At 52.4% G+C, this 20,483-nt stretch carries 22 protein-coding genes and 1 riboswitch; of the genes, 13 read left to right on the forward strand and 9 right to left on the reverse strand.

What is annotated here, in order from left to right:
- Positions 1-308 precede the first annotated feature (308 nt).
- Positions 309-482: a hypothetical protein gene (locus J4645_RS02625; protein WP_001603763.1), complete on the forward strand. Its 174-nt coding sequence runs from the start codon at positions 309-311 to the stop codon at positions 480-482.
- Between the two features lie 7 nt (positions 483-489).
- A complete protein-coding gene (gene slrP, locus J4645_RS02630; protein ID WP_023215100.1) occupies positions 490-2,757 on the forward strand; it encodes an SPI-1 type III secretion system effector E3 ubiquitin transferase SlrP in 2,268 nt (755 codons plus the stop codon).
- A gap of 91 nt (positions 2,758-2,848) precedes the next feature.
- Here the strand turns inward: slrP and yvcK are convergent, their stop codons facing one another.
- A complete protein-coding gene (gene yvcK / locus J4645_RS02635) occupies positions 2,849-3,757 on the reverse strand; it encodes a uridine diphosphate-N-acetylglucosamine-binding protein YvcK (protein WP_023215099.1) in 909 nt (302 codons plus the stop codon).
- A 264-nt stretch (positions 3,758-4,021) separates the two neighbouring features.
- Positions 4,022-4,166: riboswitch (molybdenum cofactor riboswitch) on the forward strand.
- Here yvcK and moaA point away from each other — a divergent pair.
- The 9 genes from moaA to J4645_RS02680 all read left to right on the forward strand — a co-directional run bounded on the left by moaA (position 4,154) and on the right by J4645_RS02680 (position 9,662).
- Positions 4,154-5,143, forward strand: coding sequence for a GTP 3',8-cyclase MoaA (gene moaA / locus J4645_RS02640; protein ID WP_000168182.1), 990 nt, complete (start codon positions 4,154-4,156; stop codon positions 5,141-5,143). Its footprint overlaps the riboswitch before it by 13 nt.
- 21 nt (positions 5,144-5,164) lie before the next feature.
- Positions 5,165-5,677, forward strand: a complete 513-nt coding sequence (gene moaB, locus J4645_RS02645; protein WP_000084604.1) for a molybdenum cofactor biosynthesis protein B — start codon at positions 5,165-5,167, stop codon at positions 5,675-5,677.
- A gap of 2 nt (positions 5,678-5,679) precedes the next feature.
- Positions 5,680-6,165 (forward strand): cyclic pyranopterin monophosphate synthase MoaC, encoded by a 486-nt coding sequence (gene moaC, locus J4645_RS02650; RefSeq protein WP_000080894.1) that lies wholly within the window; start codon positions 5,680-5,682, stop codon positions 6,163-6,165.
- Positions 6,158-6,403: a molybdopterin synthase sulfur carrier subunit gene (gene moaD / locus J4645_RS02655; RefSeq protein WP_000598599.1), complete on the forward strand. Its 246-nt coding sequence runs from the start codon at positions 6,158-6,160 to the stop codon at positions 6,401-6,403. The genes moaC and moaD overlap by 8 nt, the downstream gene beginning before the upstream one ends.
- Before the next feature lies 1 nt (position 6,404).
- A complete protein-coding gene (moaE, locus tag J4645_RS02660; protein ID WP_001209385.1) occupies positions 6,405-6,857 on the forward strand; it encodes a molybdopterin synthase catalytic subunit MoaE in 453 nt (150 codons plus the stop codon).
- 47 nt (positions 6,858-6,904) lie between these two features.
- Positions 6,905-7,609, forward strand: a complete 705-nt coding sequence (locus J4645_RS02665) for a Bax inhibitor-1/YccA family protein (protein ID WP_000373611.1) — start codon at positions 6,905-6,907, stop codon at positions 7,607-7,609.
- A 145-nt stretch (positions 7,610-7,754) separates the two neighbouring features.
- The gene (locus tag J4645_RS02670) at positions 7,755-8,462 is read left to right on the forward strand and encodes a Bax inhibitor-1 family protein (protein ID WP_023215098.1); all 708 of its coding nucleotides are present in this window, start codon (positions 7,755-7,757) and stop codon (positions 8,460-8,462) included.
- 23 nt (positions 8,463-8,485) lie between these two features.
- Positions 8,486-9,094, forward strand: a complete 609-nt coding sequence (locus J4645_RS02675; protein ID WP_077911112.1) for a hypothetical protein — start codon at positions 8,486-8,488, stop codon at positions 9,092-9,094.
- Positions 9,095-9,101: 7 nt separating this feature from the next.
- Complete coding sequence (locus J4645_RS02680; protein ID WP_023215096.1) at positions 9,102-9,662, forward strand: hypothetical protein; 561 nt, start codon at positions 9,102-9,104, stop codon at positions 9,660-9,662.
- A gap of 2 nt (positions 9,663-9,664) precedes the next feature.
- Here the strand turns inward: J4645_RS02680 and J4645_RS02685 are convergent, their stop codons facing one another.
- Genes J4645_RS02685 through J4645_RS02695 form a run of 3 tightly spaced genes read right to left on the reverse strand, consistent with a single transcriptional unit; the run spans position 9,665 to position 12,623 of the window.
- A complete protein-coding gene (locus J4645_RS02685) occupies positions 9,665-10,627 on the reverse strand; it encodes a YbhN family protein (RefSeq protein WP_023215095.1) in 963 nt (320 codons plus the stop codon).
- Positions 10,627-11,868 carry a cardiolipin synthase ClsB gene (gene clsB / locus J4645_RS02690; RefSeq protein WP_000649639.1) on the reverse strand — a complete coding sequence of 414 codons (1,242 nt, stop codon included), beginning with the start codon at positions 11,866-11,868 and terminating at the stop codon, positions 10,627-10,629. The genes J4645_RS02685 and clsB overlap by 1 nt, the downstream gene beginning before the upstream one ends.
- Positions 11,865-12,623, reverse strand: a complete 759-nt coding sequence (locus tag J4645_RS02695; RefSeq protein WP_000192039.1) for an endonuclease/exonuclease/phosphatase family protein — start codon at positions 12,621-12,623, stop codon at positions 11,865-11,867. The genes clsB and J4645_RS02695 overlap by 4 nt, the downstream gene beginning before the upstream one ends.
- Positions 12,624-12,755: 132 nt before the next feature.
- On the opposite strand from J4645_RS02695, the gene J4645_RS02700 reads away from it, so the two are divergent.
- Positions 12,756-13,166, forward strand: a complete 411-nt coding sequence (locus J4645_RS02700) for a YbhQ family protein (RefSeq protein WP_000871970.1) — start codon at positions 12,756-12,758, stop codon at positions 13,164-13,166.
- Here the strand turns inward: J4645_RS02700 and J4645_RS02705 are convergent.
- The 5 genes from J4645_RS02705 to cecR all read right to left on the reverse strand — a co-directional run bounded on the left by J4645_RS02705 (position 13,128) and on the right by cecR (position 18,871).
- On the reverse strand, positions 13,128-14,234 hold the full coding sequence (locus tag J4645_RS02705) for an ABC transporter permease (protein ID WP_000469050.1): 1,107 nt from the start codon (positions 14,232-14,234) through the stop codon (positions 13,128-13,130). The two genes, J4645_RS02700 and J4645_RS02705, sit on opposite strands and share 39 nt — an antisense overlap.
- 115 nt (positions 14,235-14,349) lie before the next feature.
- Positions 14,350-15,480, reverse strand: coding sequence for an ABC transporter permease (locus J4645_RS02710; protein WP_000045765.1), 1,131 nt, complete (start codon positions 15,478-15,480; stop codon positions 14,350-14,352).
- Entirely contained in the window at positions 15,473-17,209 is a 1,737-nt protein-coding gene (locus J4645_RS02715) for an ATP-binding cassette domain-containing protein (protein WP_023215094.1), read from the reverse strand. Before J4645_RS02715 ends, J4645_RS02710 begins: the two co-directional genes overlap by 8 nt.
- A complete protein-coding gene (gene hlyD, locus J4645_RS02720; RefSeq protein WP_001528821.1) occupies positions 17,202-18,197 on the reverse strand; it encodes a secretion protein HlyD in 996 nt (331 codons plus the stop codon). Before hlyD ends, J4645_RS02715 begins: the two co-directional genes overlap by 8 nt.
- Positions 18,197-18,871, reverse strand: coding sequence for a transcriptional regulator CecR (cecR, locus tag J4645_RS02725; RefSeq protein WP_001025260.1), 675 nt, complete (start codon positions 18,869-18,871; stop codon positions 18,197-18,199). Before cecR ends, hlyD begins: the two co-directional genes overlap by 1 nt.
- Before the next feature lie 229 nt (positions 18,872-19,100).
- On the opposite strand from cecR, the gene rhlE reads away from it, so the two are divergent.
- Complete coding sequence (rhlE, locus tag J4645_RS02730; RefSeq protein ID WP_000007065.1) at positions 19,101-20,462, forward strand: ATP-dependent RNA helicase RhlE; 1,362 nt, start codon at positions 19,101-19,103, stop codon at positions 20,460-20,462.
- The last annotated feature ends 21 nt before the right edge of the window (positions 20,463-20,483 follow it).

The raw sequence follows: 20,483 nt of genomic DNA on the forward strand, positions 1-20,483 counted from the left end.
CAATGTGTCGATCGCCAGCGAGTCATCGTTACCATGGCTCGCTTTTGAGAATTTCAGTGCAATAGTAAGGGCTAAGTCAGTCAGGAATGAAAAACAGTGACAGGCTTTGACTAACGAGATTGTCGAAAAACTCAAAACATCAATGGGGTAGCTAGTTTAATCACAACTGAAGAAAATTAGCGTTGAGGCTGAACCCAACGCTAATTTTCCCTCTCTCCTCGGCTATGAAAAAAAACGCCCCGTATTATCGGTATAGCTATCCTTATGATCGTCATTTTAATCTTATGTGAGTTCGTTGAAAGCGTGTCATGGCAACAGATTACATCATTCTACTTAAAAAAGAGGTGATGGAAGCGCGAGCATTTATAAGTCAAGCGCTGCAAATACTGAATGATTTGTCCGAAATAATGACGACTATGACCTCTTGTTTAAAGTTGAGAATATCCTTATCTGTTACTTTAGGTTACGTTCAGATCAGGTAGGGAAAATATGTTTAATATTACTAATATACAATCTACGGCAAGGCATCAAAGTATTAGCAATGAGGCATCAACAGAGGTGCCTTTAAAAGAAGAGATATGGAATAAAATAAGTGCCTTTTTCTCTTCAGAACATCAGGTTGAAGCACAAAGCTGCATCGCTTATCTTTGTCATCCACCTGAAACCGCCTCGCCAGAAGAGATCAAAAGCAAGTTTGAATGTTTGAGGGAGTTAGCCTTCCCGGCGTATGCGGATAATATTCAGAGTAATAGAGGGGGGACAGACCAATACTGTATTTTGAATGAAAATAGTCAGGAAATTCTGTCTATAATTTTTAATACAGAGGGCTATACCGTTGAGGGAGGGGGAAAGTCAGTCACCTATACCCGTGTAACAGAAAGCGAGCAGGCGAGTAGCGCTTCCGGCTCCAAAGTTGCTGTGAATTATGAGTTAATCTGGTCTGAGTGGGTAAAAGAGGCACCAGCGGAAGAGGCAGCAAATCGTGAAGAAGCCGTACAACGGATGCGTGACTGCCTGAAAAATAATAAGACGGAACTCCGTCTGAAAATATTAGGACTTACCACTATACCCGCCTGTATTCCTGAGCAGATAACTACTCTGACACTCGATAACAATGAACTGAAAAGTTTGCCGGAAAATTTACAGGGAAATATAAAGACCCTGTATGCCAGCAGTAATCGGCTAACCAGTATCCCTGCCACGTTACCGGATACCATACAGAAAATGGAGCTGAGCATTAACCGTATTACTGAATTACCGGAACGTTTGCCTTCAGCGCTTCAATCGCTGGATCTTTTCCATAATAAAATTAGTTCTTTACCTGAAAATCTACCTGAGGAACTTCGGTACCTGAGCGTTTATGATAACCGCATAAGGACACTGCCAGAACATCTTCCGTCAGGGATTACCCATTTGAATGTGCAGAGTAATTCGTTAACCGCTCTGCCTGAAACATTGCCGCCGGGCCTGAAGAATCTGGAGGCCGGCGAAAATGCCTTAACCAGTCTGCCCGCATCGTTACCACCAGAATTACAGTTCCTGGATGTAAGTAAAAATCAGATTACTGTTCTGCCTGAAACACTACCTCCCACGATAACAACGCTGGACGTTTCCCGTAACGCATTGAGTAATCTACCGGAAAACCTCCCGGCGGCATTACAAATAATGCAGGCCTCTCGCAATCGCCTGGTCCGTCTCCCGGAGTCGTTACCCCATTTTCGTGGTGAAGGACCTCAACCTACAAGAATAATCGTAGAACGTAATCCTTTTTCAGAACGAACAATACAGAATATGCAGCGGCTAATGTCCTCTGCGGGTTATCAGGGACCCCGGGTATTGTTTGCCATGGGCGACTTTTCAATTGTTCGGGTAACTCGACCACTGCATGAAGCTGTCCAGGGTTGGCTAACCTGTCTCGAGGAGGAAGACGTCAACCAATGGCGGGCGTTTGAGACGGAAGTAAACGCGGCAGCCTTCAGCATGTTTCTGGATCGTCTTGGCGATACGCAGAACACCCGACATTCGGATTTTAAGGAGCAAGTCTCCGCCTGGCTAATGCGCCTGGCTGATGATAGCACACTAAGAGAAACCGCATTTATTATAGCGATGGATGCAACGATAAGCTGTGAAGATCGGGTCACACTGGCATACCACCAAATGCAGGAAGCGACGTTGGTTCATGATGCTGAAAGAGGCGTCTTTGATAGCCACTTAGCGGAACTGATTATGGCGGGGCGTGAAATCTTTCGGCTGGAGCAAATAGAATCGCTCGCGAGAGAAAAGGTAAAACGGCTGTTTTTTATTGACGAAATCGAAGTATTTCTGGGTTTTCAGAATCAGTTACGAGAGTCGCTGTCGCTGACAACAATGACCCAGGATATGCGATTTTATAACGTTTCGGGTATCACTGAGTCTGACCTTGACGAGGCGGAATTAAGGATAAAAATTGCTGAAAATAGGGATTTTCACAAATGGTTTGCGCTGTGGGGGCCGTGGCATAAAGTGCTGGAGCGTATAGCGCCAGAAGAGTGGCGTGAAATGATGGCTAAAAGGGCTGAGTATATTGAAACGGATGAGTATCAGAGCCGGGTCAATGCTGAACTGGAAGCGTTAGGAATAGCGGGTGATCCTGACGCAGAGCGCATGGCTGGGATGCGGATAATGGAAGAGATCAATCAGACCCACTTTACTGGGATCATGGAGAATATATTGCTGAAAAAAGAGGTGAGCTCGCTCATGAGCGCCTACTGGCGATAGCTGAACGCAGTTTATCAGAAGGGGGAGAGAGCCTGTTTACCCTTCGGTGTAAACAGGCATCTGATAAGCGCAGCGTCGTCGGTAAACGGGCTTAACCCAACGCCTGTAGCGCTTTTTCCAGCGCATTGTGTAGTAACTGACGATCGTGGCGATAGGGGATATCGCTGGCCTCCAGCACTTCCTGAATCACCAGCCGATCGTTCACCGCACTGACGTCAACTCGCGGCCCAACCACTACTGCGTCAATGACTTTTTTGCCAATATATTGCTCCATCATTGCCAGCTTATCGACCAGCGTTAAACTGGCGGCGGGCAGACTTAGTTCGCGGCCCAGATTGCCGATATACACCATTGGCGCCGGGGTGCGCCGCAGCGCCTGCGCCAGTTCATCCAGCAGCAGGCCAGGCATCAGGCTGGTATAAAAACTGCCAGGGCCAATCAGAATCAGATCCGCGTCATTAATGGCCTGTACCGCTTCCCGCGTCGCCGGCACGTTCGGCGTTAACATGATCTCCTGCGGCGGCGTCGCTAACTGATCGATATTCACCTCGCCGTAAATCTCATGCCCCTGTTCGTCAATCGCCATCAGATCTACCGGTAGCTCCGACATCGGGATCAGCTGCGCGTCCACTTTAAGCAGATTACGAATTAAATTAATCGCTTCCAGAGGCCGCACGCTCAGGTGATCTAACGCCTTTAACATCAAATTTCCGAGGTTATGACCAGAAAGTTCGCCATTACCGCCAAAACGATACTCAAACATAGCGGATGCGACGCTGGGTTCGGTAATTAACTGATTCAGACAGTTGCGCATATCGCCCCAGGCGATTCCGCCTTCCGAGCGGCGAATACGGCCAGTTGACCCCCCGTTATCTGTGGTAGTCACAATGCCGGTCAGGCGCGAACCTAAAGAAGAAAGCGAGGAGAGGACGCGTCCTAATCCATGCCCTCCGCCGAGGGCAACGACACGATCAAGGTCAGCCAGCGTACGATTGCGCATAAAAATTCCTGAAGTCAAATAAGCAGCGCTACAGTAGCGCAAGTCGCGGGTTTTCAGCAATTAGCCGACCGGCTAAAAGACAATTAATTATTCCCGACTACCCCTTTATAGCGAGGGCGTTACCACGGCTAAATGATATATATCAATGTAAAAGTGTGATTTTCACGTATTCTGTCGCTAAATAGCACGATCATATCGCTATGTATATGTTTATATAGCGAAAGCGTGATGGCGAAATTGTCATTTACACGCTAGTATCGGCGTAACCACAGTAAACACTCTAGCCTCTGCACCTGGGTCATTTTTGATACGGTGCTTTGGCCGTGACAACGTTTAACGTTTGCCACCAGGGCGCAGGAAGAAATGACTCCGCCTCCCGTATTTGGAAAGGTGTACATGGCTTCACAACTTACCGATGCTTTCGCGCGTAAGTTTTACTACTTGCGTTTGTCGATTACCGATGTGTGTAACTTTCGTTGCACCTACTGCCTGCCGGATGGCTACAAACCTGGCGGCGTCACTAACAACGGTTTCCTTACCGTCGATGAAATTCGTCGCGTTACGCGCGCTTTTGCCAGTCTTGGCACGGAGAAGGTGCGTCTTACCGGCGGCGAGCCTTCATTACGCCGCGATTTTACCGACATCATTGCCGCCGTGGGTGAAAATGATGCTATTCGCCAGATCGCGGTGACCACTAACGGTTATCGACTGGCGCGCGATGCCGCGAACTGGCGCGAAGCGGGGCTGACGGGCGTCAATGTTAGCGTGGATAGTCTGGATGCGCGTCAGTTCCATGCGATTACCGGTCAGGACAAATTCCGCCAGGTGATGGCGGGCATCGATGCCGCCTTTGACGCCGGTTTCGAAAAGGTGAAAGTCAACACCGTGCTGATGCGCGACGTGAATCACCATCAGTTGGATACCTTCCTTGCCTGGATTCAGCCTCGCCCCATTCAGCTACGCTTCATTGAACTTATGGAGACGGGCGAGGGGAGCGATCTCTTCCGCAAACATCATATTTCGGGTCAGGTATTACGCGACGAGCTGATTAAGCGCGGTTGGATCCACCAGCAACGCCTGCGCAGCGATGGCCCGGCGCAGGTTTTTTGTCATCCCGATTACGCCGGTGAGATCGGCCTCATTATGCCGTATGAAAAAGATTTCTGCGCCACCTGTAATCGCCTGCGTGTTTCGTCTGTCGGTAAGCTGCATTTATGTCTGTTTGGCGACGGCGGCGTAAGTTTACGCGACCTGTTACAGGATGATGCGCAGCAATACGCGCTTGAGGAACGTATTTCCGACGCGTTGCGGGAGAAAAAGCAGACCCATTTCCTTCACCAGAGCAATACTGGTATTACGCAAAATTTATCTTACATTGGCGGTTAATCCTTAATAAGGAGATTTCAGATGAGTCAGGTCAGCGCTGAATTTATCCCGACCCGCATCGCTATTCTTACTGTTTCCAGCCGACGCGGCGAAGAAGACGACACCTCCGGTCATTATCTGCGTGATTCGGCGCAGGAGGCCGGGCATGAAGTGGTGGCGAAAGCCATCGTTAAAGAGAACCGTTACGCGATTCGCGCCCAGGTTTCCGCCTGGATCGCCAGTGATGAGGTGCAGGTCGTATTGATAACTGGTGGGACCGGTTTGACCGAAGGCGATCAGGCGCCGGAAGCGCTGTTGCCGCTGTTCGATCGTGAAGTGGAAGGATTTGGCGAAGTGTTTCGCATGCTCTCGTTTGAAGAGATCGGCACCGCAACTCTGCAGTCGCGCGCGGTAGCTGGCGTGGCGAATAACACCTTGATTTTCGCCATGCCGGGCTCCACAAAAGCGTGCAGAACCGCATGGGAGAATATCATTGCGCCGCAGTTGGATGCCCGTACACGCCCATGTAATTTTCACCCTCATTTAAAGAAATAACGATGTCGCAATTAACCCATATAAACGCCGCAGGCGAAGCGCACATGGTGGACGTTTCCGCGAAAGCGGAAACCGTTCGTGAAGCGCGTGCGGAAGCATTCGTTACCATGCGTAGTGAAACGCTGGCGATGATTGTTGATGGCAAACACCACAAGGGCGATGTTTTCGCGACCGCCCGTATTGCCGGTATTCAGGCCGCCAAACGCACCTGGGAGCTGATCCCGCTGTGCCACCCGCTACTGCTAAGTAAAGTGGAGATTCAGCTTCAGGCCGAGCCGGAGCATAACCGTGTGCGTATTGAGTCTCTGTGCCGTCTGACCGGTAAAACCGGCGTCGAAATGGAAGCATTAACCGCGGCGTCCGTCGCGGCGTTAACCATCTACGACATGTGCAAAGCGGTACAAAAAGATATGGTAATTGGTCCGGTGCGCCTGCTGGCGAAAAGCGGCGGCAAATCGGGGGATTTTAAGGTGGATGCGCATGATTAAGGTGCTTTTCTTCGCCCAGGTTCGCGAGCTTACAGGAACTGACGCGCTGGAGCTTCCAGCAGATTTTTCCACCGTTGAGTCGCTGCGACAGCATCTGGCGACAAAGAGCGATCGTTGGGCGCTGGCGCTGGAAGACGGCAAGCTGTTGGCGGCGGTCAACCAGACGCTGGTAAGTTTTGACCATCCGCTGACGGCGGGCGATGAAGTGGCGTTTTTCCCGCCAGTCACGGGGGGCTAACATGCGCGAAACGCGAATTGTAGTCGGCCCTGCGCCGTTTAGCGTCGGGGAGGAATATTCCTGGCTGGCGGCGCGCGACGAAGACGGCGCGGTCGTCACCTTTACCGGAAAAGTGCGCAATCATAACCTGGGCGATAGCGTTAAGGCGCTGACGCTGGAGCATTATCCCGGCATGACTGAGAAAGCTCTGGCGGAGATCGTCGCGAAGGCGCGTTCCCGCTGGCCGCTGGGGCGGGTCACGGTGATTCATCGCGTTGGCGAATTATGGCCGGGCGATGAGATTGTGTTTGTCGGCGTCACCAGCGCGCACCGCAGTAGCGCGTTCGACGCCGGCCAGTTCATTATGGATTATCTGAAAACCCGTGCGCCGTTCTGGAAGCGTGAAGCCACGCCGGAAGGCGATCGCTGGGTCGAAGCGCGCGACAGCGACCAGCAGTCGGCGAAACGTTGGTAGCAGAATGTGATACGCTTTAGGGTATCATTTCCACACAGGAGTTCATCATGGACAGATTTCCACGATCTGATTCAATAGTGCAGGCGCGGTCCGGCCTGCAGACCTATATGGCGCAAGTGTATGGCTGGATGACGGTCGGACTGTTACTGACCGCGTTTATCGCGTGGTATGCGGCTAATACGCCAGCCGTCATGATGTTTGTCTTTTCCAGTAAGATCACCTTCTTTGGCTTAATTATTGCCCAGCTTGCGCTGGTGTTTGTTCTGTCGGGACTGGTGCATAAACTTAGCGCCGGAATGGCGACCACGCTGTTTATGCTCTATTCGGCGCTAACCGGATTGACGTTATCCAGTATTTTTATCGTTTACACCTACTCCTCTATCGCCAGCACCTTTGTGGTGACGGGGGGAATGTTTGGCGCCATGAGCCTGTACGGGTACACCACTAAGCGCGATCTTAGCGGTTTCGGCAATATGCTGTTTATGGCGCTTATTGGTATCGTTCTGGCCTCGCTGGTCAATTTCTGGCTGAAAAGTGAAGCGCTGATGTGGGCGGTAACCTATATCGGGGTGGTGGTGTTTGTCGGTCTGACGGCCTATGACACGCAGAAACTGAAGAATATCGGCGAGCAAATAGATACCCGCGATAGCGCTAATCTGCGTAAATATTCGATTCTCGGCGCGTTAACGCTGTACCTGGACTTTATCAACCTGTTCCTGATGTTACTGCGTATTTTTGGCAATCGCCGCTAATTATATTGATCTCTTAAAATCCTGGCCCTGCGCCAGGATTTTTTTAGGAATATATTTAGGGCGAAACAGCATAAATATCTTAGAAATGTTTTCCTGCGCTTGCCATTCTTATCACCGTGATCATGTGAAGAGTGATAAATGACAAGTGGGCCCTCTGGCTGCAATACGTATACGGCAAATAGCATTTATTCCCGCGACAATGTTATCCCTTACCTATTGGTATACTGCGTTGGGACTATGGTGTACCGCCGGCATTATATGGTTAACGTTGTATACTCATTTTTTGATAACCTACGTTCAACCTGTTGTTGTTTTGTGGGTATCAGCACTTTTGCTTGGCCTGGGGTATGGGGCCGTTACCTGTCTTTCCCGCTTTGGCACTGTTGCCGTAACGTTGATATATATTGCCATCATTACGCTTACCGGCGTGTCATTAGCTTACTTTTTCTCAGGTGGCGCGACCATTTTCGTGATTGTTGGAATCATGTTTAGTCTTAATGCTTTATTTATTTTCTACCTGAATATCAGTTCTGGTCTATTCAGGCCGTTAATTTTTATGGCGGTAAGCGGGATCATCGCTGCGATAGTTGTCAATAGCCTGGTGGCCAGTAGCACTCTGGTCTGGATAGTCAGTGTGGTGACGGTATTGGTGTGGACATTGATTACAGCGCTAGAAAAATCGACACTTCATGGTTATGCCCGCATGTTATACCACAGCGAGTTTTCATCCCTGTCTCGTTGCGCTTTATTTGGCGCGCTGACGCTTTACCTTGGCATTATTAATGCTGTGGTTACGCTGTGTCGTTATATCATTTTGATGATTCTGGAAATACTATTATCTTTCAGGCCGTAGGCGTTGCAGGTTTTTTATTCAGGTTGGTGATGATGGGTATAATGAGTAAATTATGTGGCAAACAATTTTGGTTAGCGTTTTGTGAAGCTAAAGACGTCACTCGCGCCATTAAAAATGGCGGCGAGGATTTTAATAAGAAATGCCCGCCAGCGCTGATTTCTCATTTTATTAACGGATTGTCATGGGAATATTCATTACCCAATCCTGCGCCTGTTTGCGCGTTTAGTTTTATGCTTCTTGTGGGAGGTGTGTGCAGTGCGCATTTTGCTTTCGATAAGTTTATTCTATATTGGCCGCTAAATATAATCATTTATTTTGGCAGTGCTATAGGTATGGTGTTATGCGTTATGGCTGAGCTATGGCTTATTGCCAAAGGTTTTATCCTGGGTTTGCGCCTCTGCGTTTTACTGCTTTTATTAAACATTGTATTCTGCGGTACTGGATTATTTGACGTGTTGTGCCAGCAAAATGGTGAATTAAGGGGCGATCTGGTTATCGCGATTATTATGGTTGTGCTTTGCCGCTGGGTGATGAATGGCGAAACGTTTACGATGATGATTCGTTTCTGCCTGGGGCGTCGATTAGTGCGAGTCGCATTACAAAAATATCTCACCTCACAGACAAGGAAATGATAAGCCCATGAACCTGATGACGTGGCTAACAGGAAAAACACTGGCGGAGCTGGTGAAAAAAGGGCAGTTGATCCCGCCAGAGATTAAGTTACCTGTGTATCCGGCCAGCCACTACAAAAAAAACTGGTATGAACAAGGTATTCCTCACGGAGGCGTTATCGGGCTTACGGCGATCATGATGACGATGACATGGATCGTCAGTATAAACATGATTATTGCGCAGTTTGAGCTGCACAATAAAAAGCATCTGGAGCTGGTCTTCTTCCTGGCCGTGGGCTATATCGCTTTTCTTACCCCGTCAAATCAGCTGCTGCTTAAAGGAAGAATGAGCGGGGTCATTATTTACCGCTATGCGCTATTGCTGGCCATTATTTCCGTTACGTTGGCAACGTTCTGTACCCTGTCATCAGTATTCATGGGTGAGTTTAACGAAGTGCTCCTGCTGCTGTTTAGCTGGTCATTGCTGCTTTTTTCCCGCTTACAGATGAATACGTCTTTTTTCTCAGCATATGTTTATTTTTACCGGATAAAACGCGTTGTGCTGGAAAGCGAAAACGCGTCTGCTTAAATTTATTTCGCCATCGCCCGCTCGTTTTTCGCCCGCAGCTTCTTCGCCCGGCTTTCCAGGATCAGGTAGCACACCAGCGCCAGCAACAGGGGAATAAAATAGTAAAGCACGCGGTACGCGAGCAGGGCGGCGATAATCGTGCCTTGCGACGTATGTTCGCCCGCCAGCAACGCGATGAATACGGCCTCCAGCACGCCGATGCCTGCCGGAATATGCACGATGACGCCCGCGATACTGCTCACCAGCAGTACGCCCAGCACAAAGAAATAGTTCACATCCTGACCCATCAGCAGCCAGATGATGGCGCCCATCGCCATCCAGTTCGCGCTGGAGATCGCCATCTGCGCCAGCGCGAATTTCCATGATGGCAGCACCAGTTTCTGCCCTTTAATCGTCATATGCCGCCGCTTTGCAAAGGCGCAAAACCACAGATAGACCGCGATAATCAACAATAAAACGATACCGAGAATACGTAGCGTGCCTTCATCGATATACCAGTGGTCGGGAAGCTGGACAACGCCGAAGGTAAAAATGATGCCGCCCAGCAGAATATAGCCCAGCCAGTTAGTGGTAATGCTGAGCGAGAAAATGCGCGTGATAGTACTGCCGGGCAACCCGAGGCGAGAGTATAGTCGGTAACGCATCCCGATCCCGCCGACCCAGGTGCTGAGCGTCAGGTTAAAGGCATAGCAGACGAACGATACCAACATCACCTGTCGCTTCGCCAGTTTATGGCCGCAATAAAGCCGTCCAAGCAGGTCGTAGCAGCCGTACAGAAGATAGCTAACGATCACCAGTCCTACAGCGCTTAAAAGCGCCGTGCGGTTATAGTCGCGGATGACGGTCCAGACATCACCCCAGTCGACCTTTTTAGCATAAACCACCAGCAGAACGACGACCGCAATAAAAAACAGCCAGGTCAGCACTTTTTTAGCCAGCCGCCAGCGCGGATGCGATTTAGCCATTAGGGCTTCACTCCTGTATTTTCTGGATCAACGCGATCCTGGGTTTCCATTTCTGGCTGGGCAGGCGGGGGAACCTGCGCCAGATGCGGGGTATGCGCAGGTAGCCAGCCGACCAGCGCCGGGAAATGACGTAAAAAGTGGAACGCCAGCACGCTTTTGGTCAGGTTCCACCAGGTGCGTTTCGGCAGCATAGACTCATCGACCTGCTTACAATCGTTCACGATGATGCCTTGTAAATTATCGCGCAGGGTCTGGTTAAAGGTACGATCGTGAATGATCAGGTTAGCTTCAAGGTTAAGCGACAGGCTGAGCGGATCGAGATTACTCGACCCTACCGTGGCCCAGTGATCGTCCATCAGCGCCACTTTGCCATGCAGCGGACGGCGTCGGTATTCATAAACCTGCACGCCGCCCTTCACCAGATAGTTATAGAGCAACCGCGCGCCGACTTTGACTATCGGCATGTCTGGTTCCCCCTGGACAATCAGTTTTACGCTCACGCCACGGCGGGCGGCTTTACGCATTGCGTGGAGCAAGCGATAGCCGGGGAAAAAATAGGCGTTAGCGATAATCACTTCACGCTTTGCCTGGGTCAGCATTTTCAGATAATGACGTTCGATATCGTCACGGTGCTCTTCGTTATCCCGCCAGACAAACAGCGCCTGCGCTTCGCCGGGGTGACGGTTTTCTTCAGCCTGGTGATGGCGCTTCCACCAGCGGCGCGCGGGGCTTTGCCCCGGCAGATTCTCGACTTCGAATTGCAGGATATCGGCCACAACAGGCCCTTCGACCCGTACCGCGTAGTCTTGTTTCGCCTGCGGGCCGTAATCCGACATATGCTCGGCGGAGTAGTTAATGCCGCCGACAAAGGCAATACGATCATCAATTACCACAATTTTGCGGTGCATTCGGCGGAAGATATTGGTTCGCAACCCCAGTAGACGCGGGCGGGGGTCGTAATAGCGGAAAATCACGCCCGCCGAGGTTAATTCGCCGACAAACGCGTCGCTGAGATCGGGAGAGCCGTAGCCGTCGAGTAATACTTCGGCTTTTACGCCGCGCTGTGCGGCTTTTAGCAGAGCGGCATGGAGTTTTTTACCCACCTCATCTTCAAACAAGATGAAGGTTTCCAGAATGATTTTTTGCTGTGCCTGAGCGATAGCCTCAAACACGGCAGGATAGAACTGGTCGCCGTTTTCCAGTAGCTGAATTTGATTACCTTCACGCCAGCCGCATTTCATAGATGGATCTCCGCGCTAAGGGGGGCATGGTCTGATAAATGTCGCCAGTTCCGCAGCGGTAGTGCCGTAGGAGAACTGGCGTTCGCATTCTTGACGTAAATACGATCGAGTCGCAGCAGCGGCATACTCACCGGGAATGTGCGCGCCGGTCGGCCATGGGCACGGGTGAATATCTCCTCCAGCCCGGCCGCGTTTAACGGCGGGCCGGCCTTTTGCCGCCAGTCATTAAAGTCTCCGGCCACCAGCACCGGTTCTGATTCCGGCAAGGCATTCACCCATCCCGCCAGCATGGTTAACTGTGCCTGGCGGTGGCTCTCCCGCAGGCCGAGATGTACGCACATGACGTGGATAGGGCGGTTGAGCATGGGCGGCGTAATGCGGCAATAGAGCACGCCGCGTTTTTCGCTACCGCCGACCGAGACGTCGCGATTTTCATAATGTTCAATGGGATAGCGAGAAAGAACCGCGTTACCGTGATGGCCTTCCGGATAGACCGCATTGCGGCCATAGGCGAAATCGCTCCACATGGTGTCGGCCAAAAATTCATAGTGGGTAGTGTCCGGCCAGTTTTCGATATGCAGCGGATGTACTTCATGCGCGCCCATCACTTCTTGCAGACAGACGATATCGGCGCCGACCGTTCTGACGGCGTCGCGCAGCTCCGGCAGGATGAAGCGTTTATTAAAGGCGGTAAAACCTTTGTGCGTATTAATTGTGAGCACTTTGAATGAAAAATTTCGCGTGTGTTGAGTCATTTTCTTCCTGTCCGCGTCACTATCCTGATTGAAATAGTGTAGTCGTCGTCACAAAAAGATGCGGTCTTACGGAATTTTCCGTAAAGTTCGGTACTCTGAATAATGAGAGAAAAATGCTTCAGGAGAAAAGCCATGAAGTGGCAACAACGCGTTCGTGTCGCAACCGGCCTCGGTTGTTGGCAGATTATGTTGCATTTACTGGTAGTGGCGATGCTGGTAATAGGCTGGATGAGCGGCACATTAGTGCGCGTCGGCCTGGGATTATGCGTGCTTTATGGCGTGACGGTACTGCTGATGCTGGCGTTGCAGCGCCATCATGAGCAACGCTGGCGCGATGTGGCGGATGTGCTGGAAGAGCTGACTACCACCTGGTACTTCGGCACCGCGCTGATTGTCCTCTGGCTGCTATCCCGCGTATTGCAAAACAATGTCTTACTGGCGCTGGCGGGGCTGGCTATCCTGGCCGGGCCCGCCGTGGTCTCGCTACTGGCGAAAGATAAAAAGCTACATCACTTTGCGTCTAAACATCGCATACGCCGCTGAACCCGTGGTGGCCGCTATCACCAGTAGCGGCCACAAACTTCCCCAGACAATCCCCAGACTCGCATCCTTAAGATAAATTTGCTTGGTAATATCAGTAAAGTGGCGGATAGGGTTTATCCACGTCAGGTTTTGCAGCCAGACCGGCATATTTTCCACCGGCGAGACATAACCCGAGAGCAAAATCGCCGGCATCATAAAGACAAAGACGCCGATAAACGCCTGCTGTTGCGTGGCGCAAAGCGATGATATCAGCAAGCCAAAGCCTACCAGCGACAGCCCGTAAATCACCATCGTGAAATAAAACAGCGCTAACGAACCGGCGAAGGGAATTTGGTATGCCCAAATGCCGATAGCCAGCACGATCGTGGCCTGGAAGGTCGCGACAATCAGCGCCGGCACCGCTTTACCAACGAAAATCTGCCAGGTGGTGAGCGGAGAGACCAGCAGCTGATCCAGAGTGCCTTGTTCACGCTCGCGGGCGACGGACAGCGAAGTGACGATCATCACGCCAATAGTGGTGATCATGGCGATCAGCGAGGGCACCACAAACCACTTGTAGTCCAGATTCGGGTTATACCAGTTGCGTACCACCAGTTCGCTATTGTTGGGCTTTGGCTTGCCGTCCATCAATGTCTGCTGATACTCCTTGACGATCTGTTGCAGATAATTGGCGGCGATTTGCGCGCTGTTAGAGTTACGTCCATCAAGAATGAGTTGCATCGGCGCAGGCTGGAAGGTATCCAGATTCCGCGAGAAATCCGCCGGGAAGCGCACCAGCAGCAGCGCTTTTTGCGTATCGATAGTCGGCTGGATCTCCTGCGGACTGTTCAGCAATAGCACATGGGTAAACGCTTTCGCGCGGGCAAAGCGCTGGGTAAGTTCTACCGAATGTTTGCCGTTATCTTCGTTGTAGATAGCGATAGTCGCGTTAGTGACTTCAAGCGTCGCGGCGAATGGAAACAGGATGACCTGAATCAGCACCGGCAGAATCAGGATCGCGCGCGTTTGCGGTTCGCGTAAAAGCGATTGCAGTTCTTTGCGAATTAATGTCCATAAGCGATGAAACATGTCCGTCCTCTCGGTCCAGTTTGTAGGCCTGATAAGCAAAGCGCATCAGGCATAATGCCGGATGGCGGCGTGAACGCCTTATCCGGCCTACGACGACAATTATCCATACACATATTTAATCCAGCCGTCGTTTGGTTTTTAGCCACGTCAGGCCAATAAACATCACCGCCGAGGCGATTAAAAACAGTACGTTAACGCCTAACACGACCGGAATATTGCCGGCCAGAAACAGACTTTGCAGGGTGCTGACAAAATAGCGCGCCGGAATAATATAGGTCACCGCGCGGATCACCGCAGGCATACTGTCTATCTGGAAGATAAATCCGGACAGCATAATCGAGGGTAAAAAGGCGGCGTTCAGCGCCACCTGCGCGGCGTTAAACTGGTTGCGAGTGATGGTGGAAATCAACAGCCCCATCCCCAGCGTACTCAGTAAAAACAGACTGGTGATAATAAACAGAATCACCAGCGAACCGCGATACGGCACGCCGAGAATAAACACCGATACCAGCATACAGAGCAGCATCGCCAGCATACCGAGAAAATAATAGGGAATAAGCTTACACAGCAGCAGTTCAACACGCGTCACTTCGGTTGAGAGCAGCGCCTCCATCGTGCCGCGCTCCCATTCGCGGGCAACGACCAGCGAGGTGAGGATTGCGCCAATTACCGTCATGATAATGGTCACCGCCCCGGGAATAATAAAATGCTGACTGATCGCCGCCGGGTTAAACCAGTAGCGCGTCTGGACGTCAATGAGCGGTTCAAAGGTGTCGCCGCGATCTTCCGCCCGCTGCTGTTGCCAGATTTGCCAGATGCCTTCCACATAACCCTGAACGAAGTTGGCGGTGTTTGGCTCGCTGCCGTCGGTAATCACCTGAATCGGCGCGCTGTCACCGTCGCGCGCCATTTGCTGCGCGAAATCCACCGGAATCACCACCAGTCCGCGAATGCGTCCGGCCTGCATTTTTTCAATTAATTCATGGCGATTATCGCTAATGGTCGCGTCGATATAGGGTGAACCGGTCATCGCATGAGTGAAATCCAGCGCCTCCTGGCTTTGCTGTTCAAGCAGAATCCCCACCCGCAGCTTGCTGGAGTCGAGGTTAATGCCGTAACCAAAAATAAACAGCAACAGCAGCGGGATCACCACCGCAATCAGCCAGCTACTGGGATCGCGCACGATCTGGCGCGTCTCTTTGACGCACAACGCACGCACGCGGCGCCAGGAGAGAGACTTACTCATGCGTATGCTCCTTATCCCAGTCATTGATGAGAGTGATAAAGGCCTGCTCCATCGTCGGATCGGCCTGTTGCTCATCGGCGGCCTGCGCTTTGAGATCGTCCGGCGTACCGCTGGCGATAAGCTTCCCGCGATAAACCAGTCCGATGCGATCGCAATATTCCGCCTCATCCATAAAGTGGGTCGTCACCATTACCGTGACCCCTTTTTCCACCATGCTATTAATGTGCAGCCAAAATTCACGGCGGGTGAGGGGATCAACCCCGGATGTTGGTTCATCAAGGAATAAAATATCCGGTTCGTGCATCAGCGAGCAGGCCAGCGCCAGTCGCTGTTTAAAACCCAGTGGCAGCGCATCGGTGGGATGCGACGCGATGCTTTTCAGACCAAATGCTTCACTCATGCGCTGAATTTTTTCATTTTGCGCGCGGCCCCGCAAACCGTAGACGCCGGAGAAAAAACGCAGGTTCTGCTCAACCGTCAGGTTGCCGTAAAGCGAAAATTTTTGCGCCATATAGCCCAGATGCTGACGGGCTTTGCCGGAGCTGACTTTCAGATCCATATCCAGCACCAGCGCCTTGCCGGATGTCGGCACCAGCAGGCCGCACATCATTTTAAAGGTGGTTGATTTACCCGCGCCGTTCGGGCCGAGCAGGCCAAAAATCTCGCCGCGTTGTACGACGAAATTAACATGGTCCGTGGCCGCGAAATCACCAAATTTTTTTGTCAGTTCCTGCGCTTCAATCACCGTTTCGCCGGCAGTGCCTTCAACCGTATGCAGGATTGAACCCAGCGGAGACTCCGAGGTTCCCGCTCCGCCAAGCAGATCGATAAACGCATCTTCGAAACGCGGCGCGGTCTCATTGAGGGTGATTTCCGGCATCCCTTCGGCCTGACGAATATCTGCTGCGGTCGCCTCTTTTTTCAGGATCAGGCGTACCGAACGTCCCTGAATCATGCCGTCGCTCACCTGCGGCAGTCTGAGCGCTCTCTGTAGTAACTTACGGTTGTTTTCCTGTGGACTGCTCATCAGAAAGCTACGCCCGGCCATCGTTTGCGTCAGCGCTTTAGGTTCGCCCTGATAGAGCAGCTCGCCTTCATTCATCAGCAGTACATCGCAACACTGTTCGGCTTCATCCAGATAGGAGGTGCTCCATAAAATCAGCATCCCGTCGCCCGCCAGTTCGTGGACCATTTGCCACAACTCGCGCCGTGAAATCGGGTCAACGCCAACGCCCGGTTCATCCAACAGCAGCACTTTCGGTTCGCCGACCAGCGTACAGGCCAGCCCCAGTTTTTGCTTCATCCCGCCGGACAATTTCCCCGCCAGACGGCCAGTGAAAGGGCCGAGGGCGGTAAACTCCAACAAACGGGCAAAGGTCTTTTCCCGTATCTCGCCGGTAACGCTGCGCAAATCGGCATAGAGATTAAGGTTCTCCATGACGGTAAGATCTTCATACAGACCGAATTTCTGCGGCATATAGCCCAGAACCGCGTGCAGCTCGCTGTCGTTTTGTATCGGGTCGAAGCCCAATACGGACGCGCTGCCGCCATCGGCTTTGAGCAGGCCCGCCAGCATACGCATCAGCGTGGTTTTTCCTGCGCCGTCCGGCCCTACCAGCCCGGTGACATAACCGGAATGAATGGTACAGTCGAGCGGCGCGACGGCGGGTTTATCCATTCCCGCAAAGCGCTTCGTCAGACCGTGCAGCGTAATAACGGCCTCACTCATGCCGTGCCTCGTCATTAAATTTCACCGTGACTGGCATCCCCTGGCGTAACGCATCGTCCGCATCGGTGACGATAATGCGCAGGCGATAGACAAGATCGGTACGCAGATCCGGCGTTTCGACGGTTTTCGGCGTAAATTCCGCGGTGGGCGAAACGAAACCAATCTTGCCGTGGTAAGGTTTGTCAGGACGACCGTCGGTATACAACAGAATGTCGCGCCCCGGTTGCGTCTGACTGAGGTTGCGTTCATCGACATAGGCGCGCACCCAGACGGGGCGGGTCAGCGAGAGCGTTAATACCGTGCTGCCGGCGTTCAGCATACTGCCAGGCTCGACCGCGCGGGTGAGCAAGGTTCCGTTGGCAGGCGCGATAAGCGTGGTGTCCTGTAAATCAAGCTGCGCCTGCGCCAGTTGGGCCTTTGCCTGTTCCAGGCTGGCTTTCGCCTGGGCGATATCCTGTTCACGATTACCGGTACGGTACTGGCTCAGTTTATCCTGCGCGGACTTCAGCGTTGCCTGCGCCTGATCGCGCGATGAGCGGGCGTTTTCCAGATCGTTAGCGGAAATGGTGCGGCTTTTCCACAATCCTTGCTGACGGTTATAAAAGTTTTGCGCGTAGTCATAGGCGGCTTGCGACTGTCTGACGGCGGCGGCGGCCTGGGCTATCTCTTCATCGCGATAGCCTGCCAGCATCAAATCATATTGCGCCTGCGCGACCGACACGCCAGCTTTCGCCTGCATCAGCGCGTTTTCGTATGGCGCGTGATCCAGTTCGCCGAGCACCTGTCCGGCTTTGATGGCATCGCCTTCATCAACATTCAGCGACGCCAGTCTGCCGCCGACGCGAAAGCTGATATTGACGGTACGGATATCGACATTACCGTATAGCGTCAGCCCATCGTCCTGCCGACTTTGATACCACCAGGTTCCACCGGCAATCACAGCGACGATCGCTGCGATTGCCAGTCCGATAACGACAGGTTTTTTCATCAGTCCAGACTCCTTTGCGTTAAACCGTGCAGAATAAGATCGATGTGGCAGGTTACCGTCTGGTAAATCAGCTCCGCTTTTTCTTCATCAAACTGCGGCCAGCCGGTACGTAACAGAATAGTTTCTTTGCCGAGACGGAACGCCAGCACTTCGCCCAGTAAGGCATGGGTATGCAAAATCATGCGCGTATCATTGGCGTCGCAGCCGGTATAAGCGGCAACCAATCTTGTCAGATGGGTGTGCAACGGATCGATAACCTGTTCATGAACTAATTGATAGGCCGACGTGGGAGAGAGCTGCTCGCGTGAAATGAATTTGCTCAGGTTAACGGTGTCTTCCTGCGTCAGCAGCATAATCATGTTCTTGCAGGCGAGCAGAATAAGCTCGCGTATGGCGTCCCGGTCAGGGACAGGCTGGCTAAACAGACGTTCCGCTTTTTCAGCATGGGGGCGAAATTTTTCGCCAAGAAAATCGGCAATCCACTGGGCGCAGGCGAGGTATAAATCCTCTTTTGAGCCGAAATAGTAAGTAATAGCGGCAATATTTTGCCCCGCCAGCGCGGCGATATCGCGCGTGGTGGCATGGAGGCCATACTCGCCAAACTGCGCCAGCGCGGCGGCAATGAGCTGACTTTTCGCCTGCTCGCCCTTGGTGGTCGTGGTGGGAATATTCATCACACGCCCTAATTTTTAATCAATCGATTGATTAAGATTATGACTCATAATGGCACTTGTCCAGTGTGGTCGATTAATTTGTCTTTGCCACCTTCCGGGATAATTTATGCGCCGCATCACAAAAACTGCTACACTCCGCCCCTTCATGACATTGTGGTTTTTGTCATTCCAAATTTGAGCATCTCCCTGAAAACTACACCGGCAACGGTCGGGGCGGTCCGGAGTAGTTATGTCTTTTGATTCCCTGGGATTAAACCCTGATATCCTGCGCGCCATTGCCGAGCAGGGTTACCGTGAACCTACCCCTATTCAGCAACAGGCGATTCCCGCCGTGCTGGAAGGCCGCGATCTGATGGCCAGCGCCCAGACCGGAACCGGTAAAACGGCGGGTTTTACCCTGCCATTGTTGCAGCATCTGATTACCCATCAGCCGCACGCTAAAGGTCGTCGCCCGGTGCGCGCGTTGATCCTCACGCCAACCCGCGAGCTGGCGGCGCAAATTGGCGAAAACGTCAGAGATTACAGTAAATATCTCAATATTCGCTCGCTGGTGGTATTTGGCGGCGTAAGCATCAATCCGCAGATGATGAAACTGCGCGGTGGCGTGGATGTGCTGGTGGCGACGCCGGGACGTCTGCTCGACCTGGAACATCAAAATGCCGTGAAGCTGGATCAGATTGAGATTCTGGTACTGGATGAAGCCGACCGTATGCTGGATATGGGCTTCATTCACGACATTCGTCGCGTGCTGGCGAAACTGCCGGCGAAGCGTCAGAATCTGCTGTTCTCCGCCACGTTCTCCGACGACATCAAAGCGCTTGCCGAAAAGCTGTTGCGCAACCCGCTGGAAATCGAAGTGGCGCGCCGCAACACGGCCTCAGAGCAGGTAACGCAGCACGTGCACTTTGTCGATAAAAAACGCAAACGTGAACTGTTGTCGCAGATGATTGGCCAGGGCAACTGGCAGCAGGTGTTGGTCTTCACCCGCACCAAGCATGGCGCGAACCATCTGGCGGAACAGCTTAACAAAGACGGTATTCGCAGCGCGGCGATCCATGGTAATAAATCGCAGGGCGCACGTACCCGCGCGCTGGCCGATTTTAAATCCGGCGATATTCGCGTGCTGGTGGCGACGGATATTGCGGCGCGTGGTCTGGATATTGAAGAGCTGCCGCACGTGGTCAACTATGAGCTGCCGAACGTGCCGGAAGATTATGTACACCGTATTGGCCGTACCGGTCGCGCGGCGGCAACTGGCGAGGCGCTGTCGCTGGTCTGTGTTGACGAGCATAAACTGTTGCGTGATATCGAAAAATTGCTGAAAAAAGAGATCCCACGCATTACGACGCCGGGCTATGAGCCGGACCCGTCGATTAAAGCGGAGCCGATTCAGAATGGCCGTCAGCAGCGCGGCGGCGGCGGTCGTGGTCGCGGACAAAATCAGGGGGGAGCGGGGCGCAGTCAGCAGCCGCGACGTCAGGATAGCGGGGCGGCGAAGGCGAAACCAAAACCGCGCACAGGCGAGGGGAAACCCGCTGGCGACAAAGCACGTCCGCCGCGTCGCCCGCGCAGAATCACGCCTGCCCAGTAAATTTTATCCGGCAACATGCCC

The organism is Salmonella sp. 32082101201600294FB01SM01 (assembly GCF_017572865.1).
Taxonomy (GTDB): Bacteria; Pseudomonadota; Gammaproteobacteria; order Enterobacterales; family Enterobacteriaceae; genus Salmonella; species Salmonella enterica.

What these genes read in the sequence shown, in the direction of transcription:
- J4645_RS02625 (WP_001603763.1), top strand. Translation starts at nt 309, where the DNA reads ATGGCAACAGATTACATCATTCTACTTAAAAAAGAGGTGATGGAAGCG.
- slrP (WP_023215100.1), top strand. Translation starts at nt 490, where the DNA reads ATGTTTAATATTACTAATATACAATCTACGGCAAGGCATCAAAGTATT.
- yvcK (WP_023215099.1), bottom strand. Translation starts at nt 3,757, where the DNA reads ATGCGCAATCGTACGCTGGCTGACCTTGATCGTGTCGTTGCCCTCGGC.
- moaA (WP_000168182.1), top strand. Translation starts at nt 4,154, where the DNA reads ATGGCTTCACAACTTACCGATGCTTTCGCGCGTAAGTTTTACTACTTG.
- moaB (WP_000084604.1), top strand. Translation starts at nt 5,165, where the DNA reads ATGAGTCAGGTCAGCGCTGAATTTATCCCGACCCGCATCGCTATTCTT.
- moaC (WP_000080894.1), top strand. Translation starts at nt 5,680, where the DNA reads ATGTCGCAATTAACCCATATAAACGCCGCAGGCGAAGCGCACATGGTG.
- moaD (WP_000598599.1), top strand. Translation starts at nt 6,158, where the DNA reads ATGATTAAGGTGCTTTTCTTCGCCCAGGTTCGCGAGCTTACAGGAACT.
- moaE (WP_001209385.1), top strand. Translation starts at nt 6,405, where the DNA reads ATGCGCGAAACGCGAATTGTAGTCGGCCCTGCGCCGTTTAGCGTCGGG.
- J4645_RS02665 (WP_000373611.1), top strand. Translation starts at nt 6,905, where the DNA reads ATGGACAGATTTCCACGATCTGATTCAATAGTGCAGGCGCGGTCCGGC.
- J4645_RS02680 (WP_023215096.1), top strand. Translation starts at nt 9,102, where the DNA reads ATGAACCTGATGACGTGGCTAACAGGAAAAACACTGGCGGAGCTGGTG.
- J4645_RS02685 (WP_023215095.1), bottom strand. Translation starts at nt 10,627, where the DNA reads ATGGCTAAATCGCATCCGCGCTGGCGGCTGGCTAAAAAAGTGCTGACC.
- clsB (WP_000649639.1), bottom strand. Translation starts at nt 11,868, where the DNA reads ATGAAATGCGGCTGGCGTGAAGGTAATCAAATTCAGCTACTGGAAAAC.
- J4645_RS02695 (WP_000192039.1), bottom strand. Translation starts at nt 12,623, where the DNA reads ATGACTCAACACACGCGAAATTTTTCATTCAAAGTGCTCACAATTAAT.
- J4645_RS02700 (WP_000871970.1), top strand. Translation starts at nt 12,756, where the DNA reads ATGAAGTGGCAACAACGCGTTCGTGTCGCAACCGGCCTCGGTTGTTGG.
- J4645_RS02705 (WP_000469050.1), bottom strand. Translation starts at nt 14,234, where the DNA reads ATGTTTCATCGCTTATGGACATTAATTCGCAAAGAACTGCAATCGCTT.
- J4645_RS02710 (WP_000045765.1), bottom strand. Translation starts at nt 15,480, where the DNA reads ATGAGTAAGTCTCTCTCCTGGCGCCGCGTGCGTGCGTTGTGCGTCAAA.
- J4645_RS02715 (WP_023215094.1), bottom strand. Translation starts at nt 17,209, where the DNA reads ATGAGTGAGGCCGTTATTACGCTGCACGGTCTGACGAAGCGCTTTGCG.
- hlyD (WP_001528821.1), bottom strand. Translation starts at nt 18,197, where the DNA reads ATGAAAAAACCTGTCGTTATCGGACTGGCAATCGCAGCGATCGTCGCT.
- cecR (WP_001025260.1), bottom strand. Translation starts at nt 18,871, where the DNA reads ATGAATATTCCCACCACGACCACCAAGGGCGAGCAGGCGAAAAGTCAG.
- rhlE (WP_000007065.1), top strand. Translation starts at nt 19,101, where the DNA reads ATGTCTTTTGATTCCCTGGGATTAAACCCTGATATCCTGCGCGCCATT.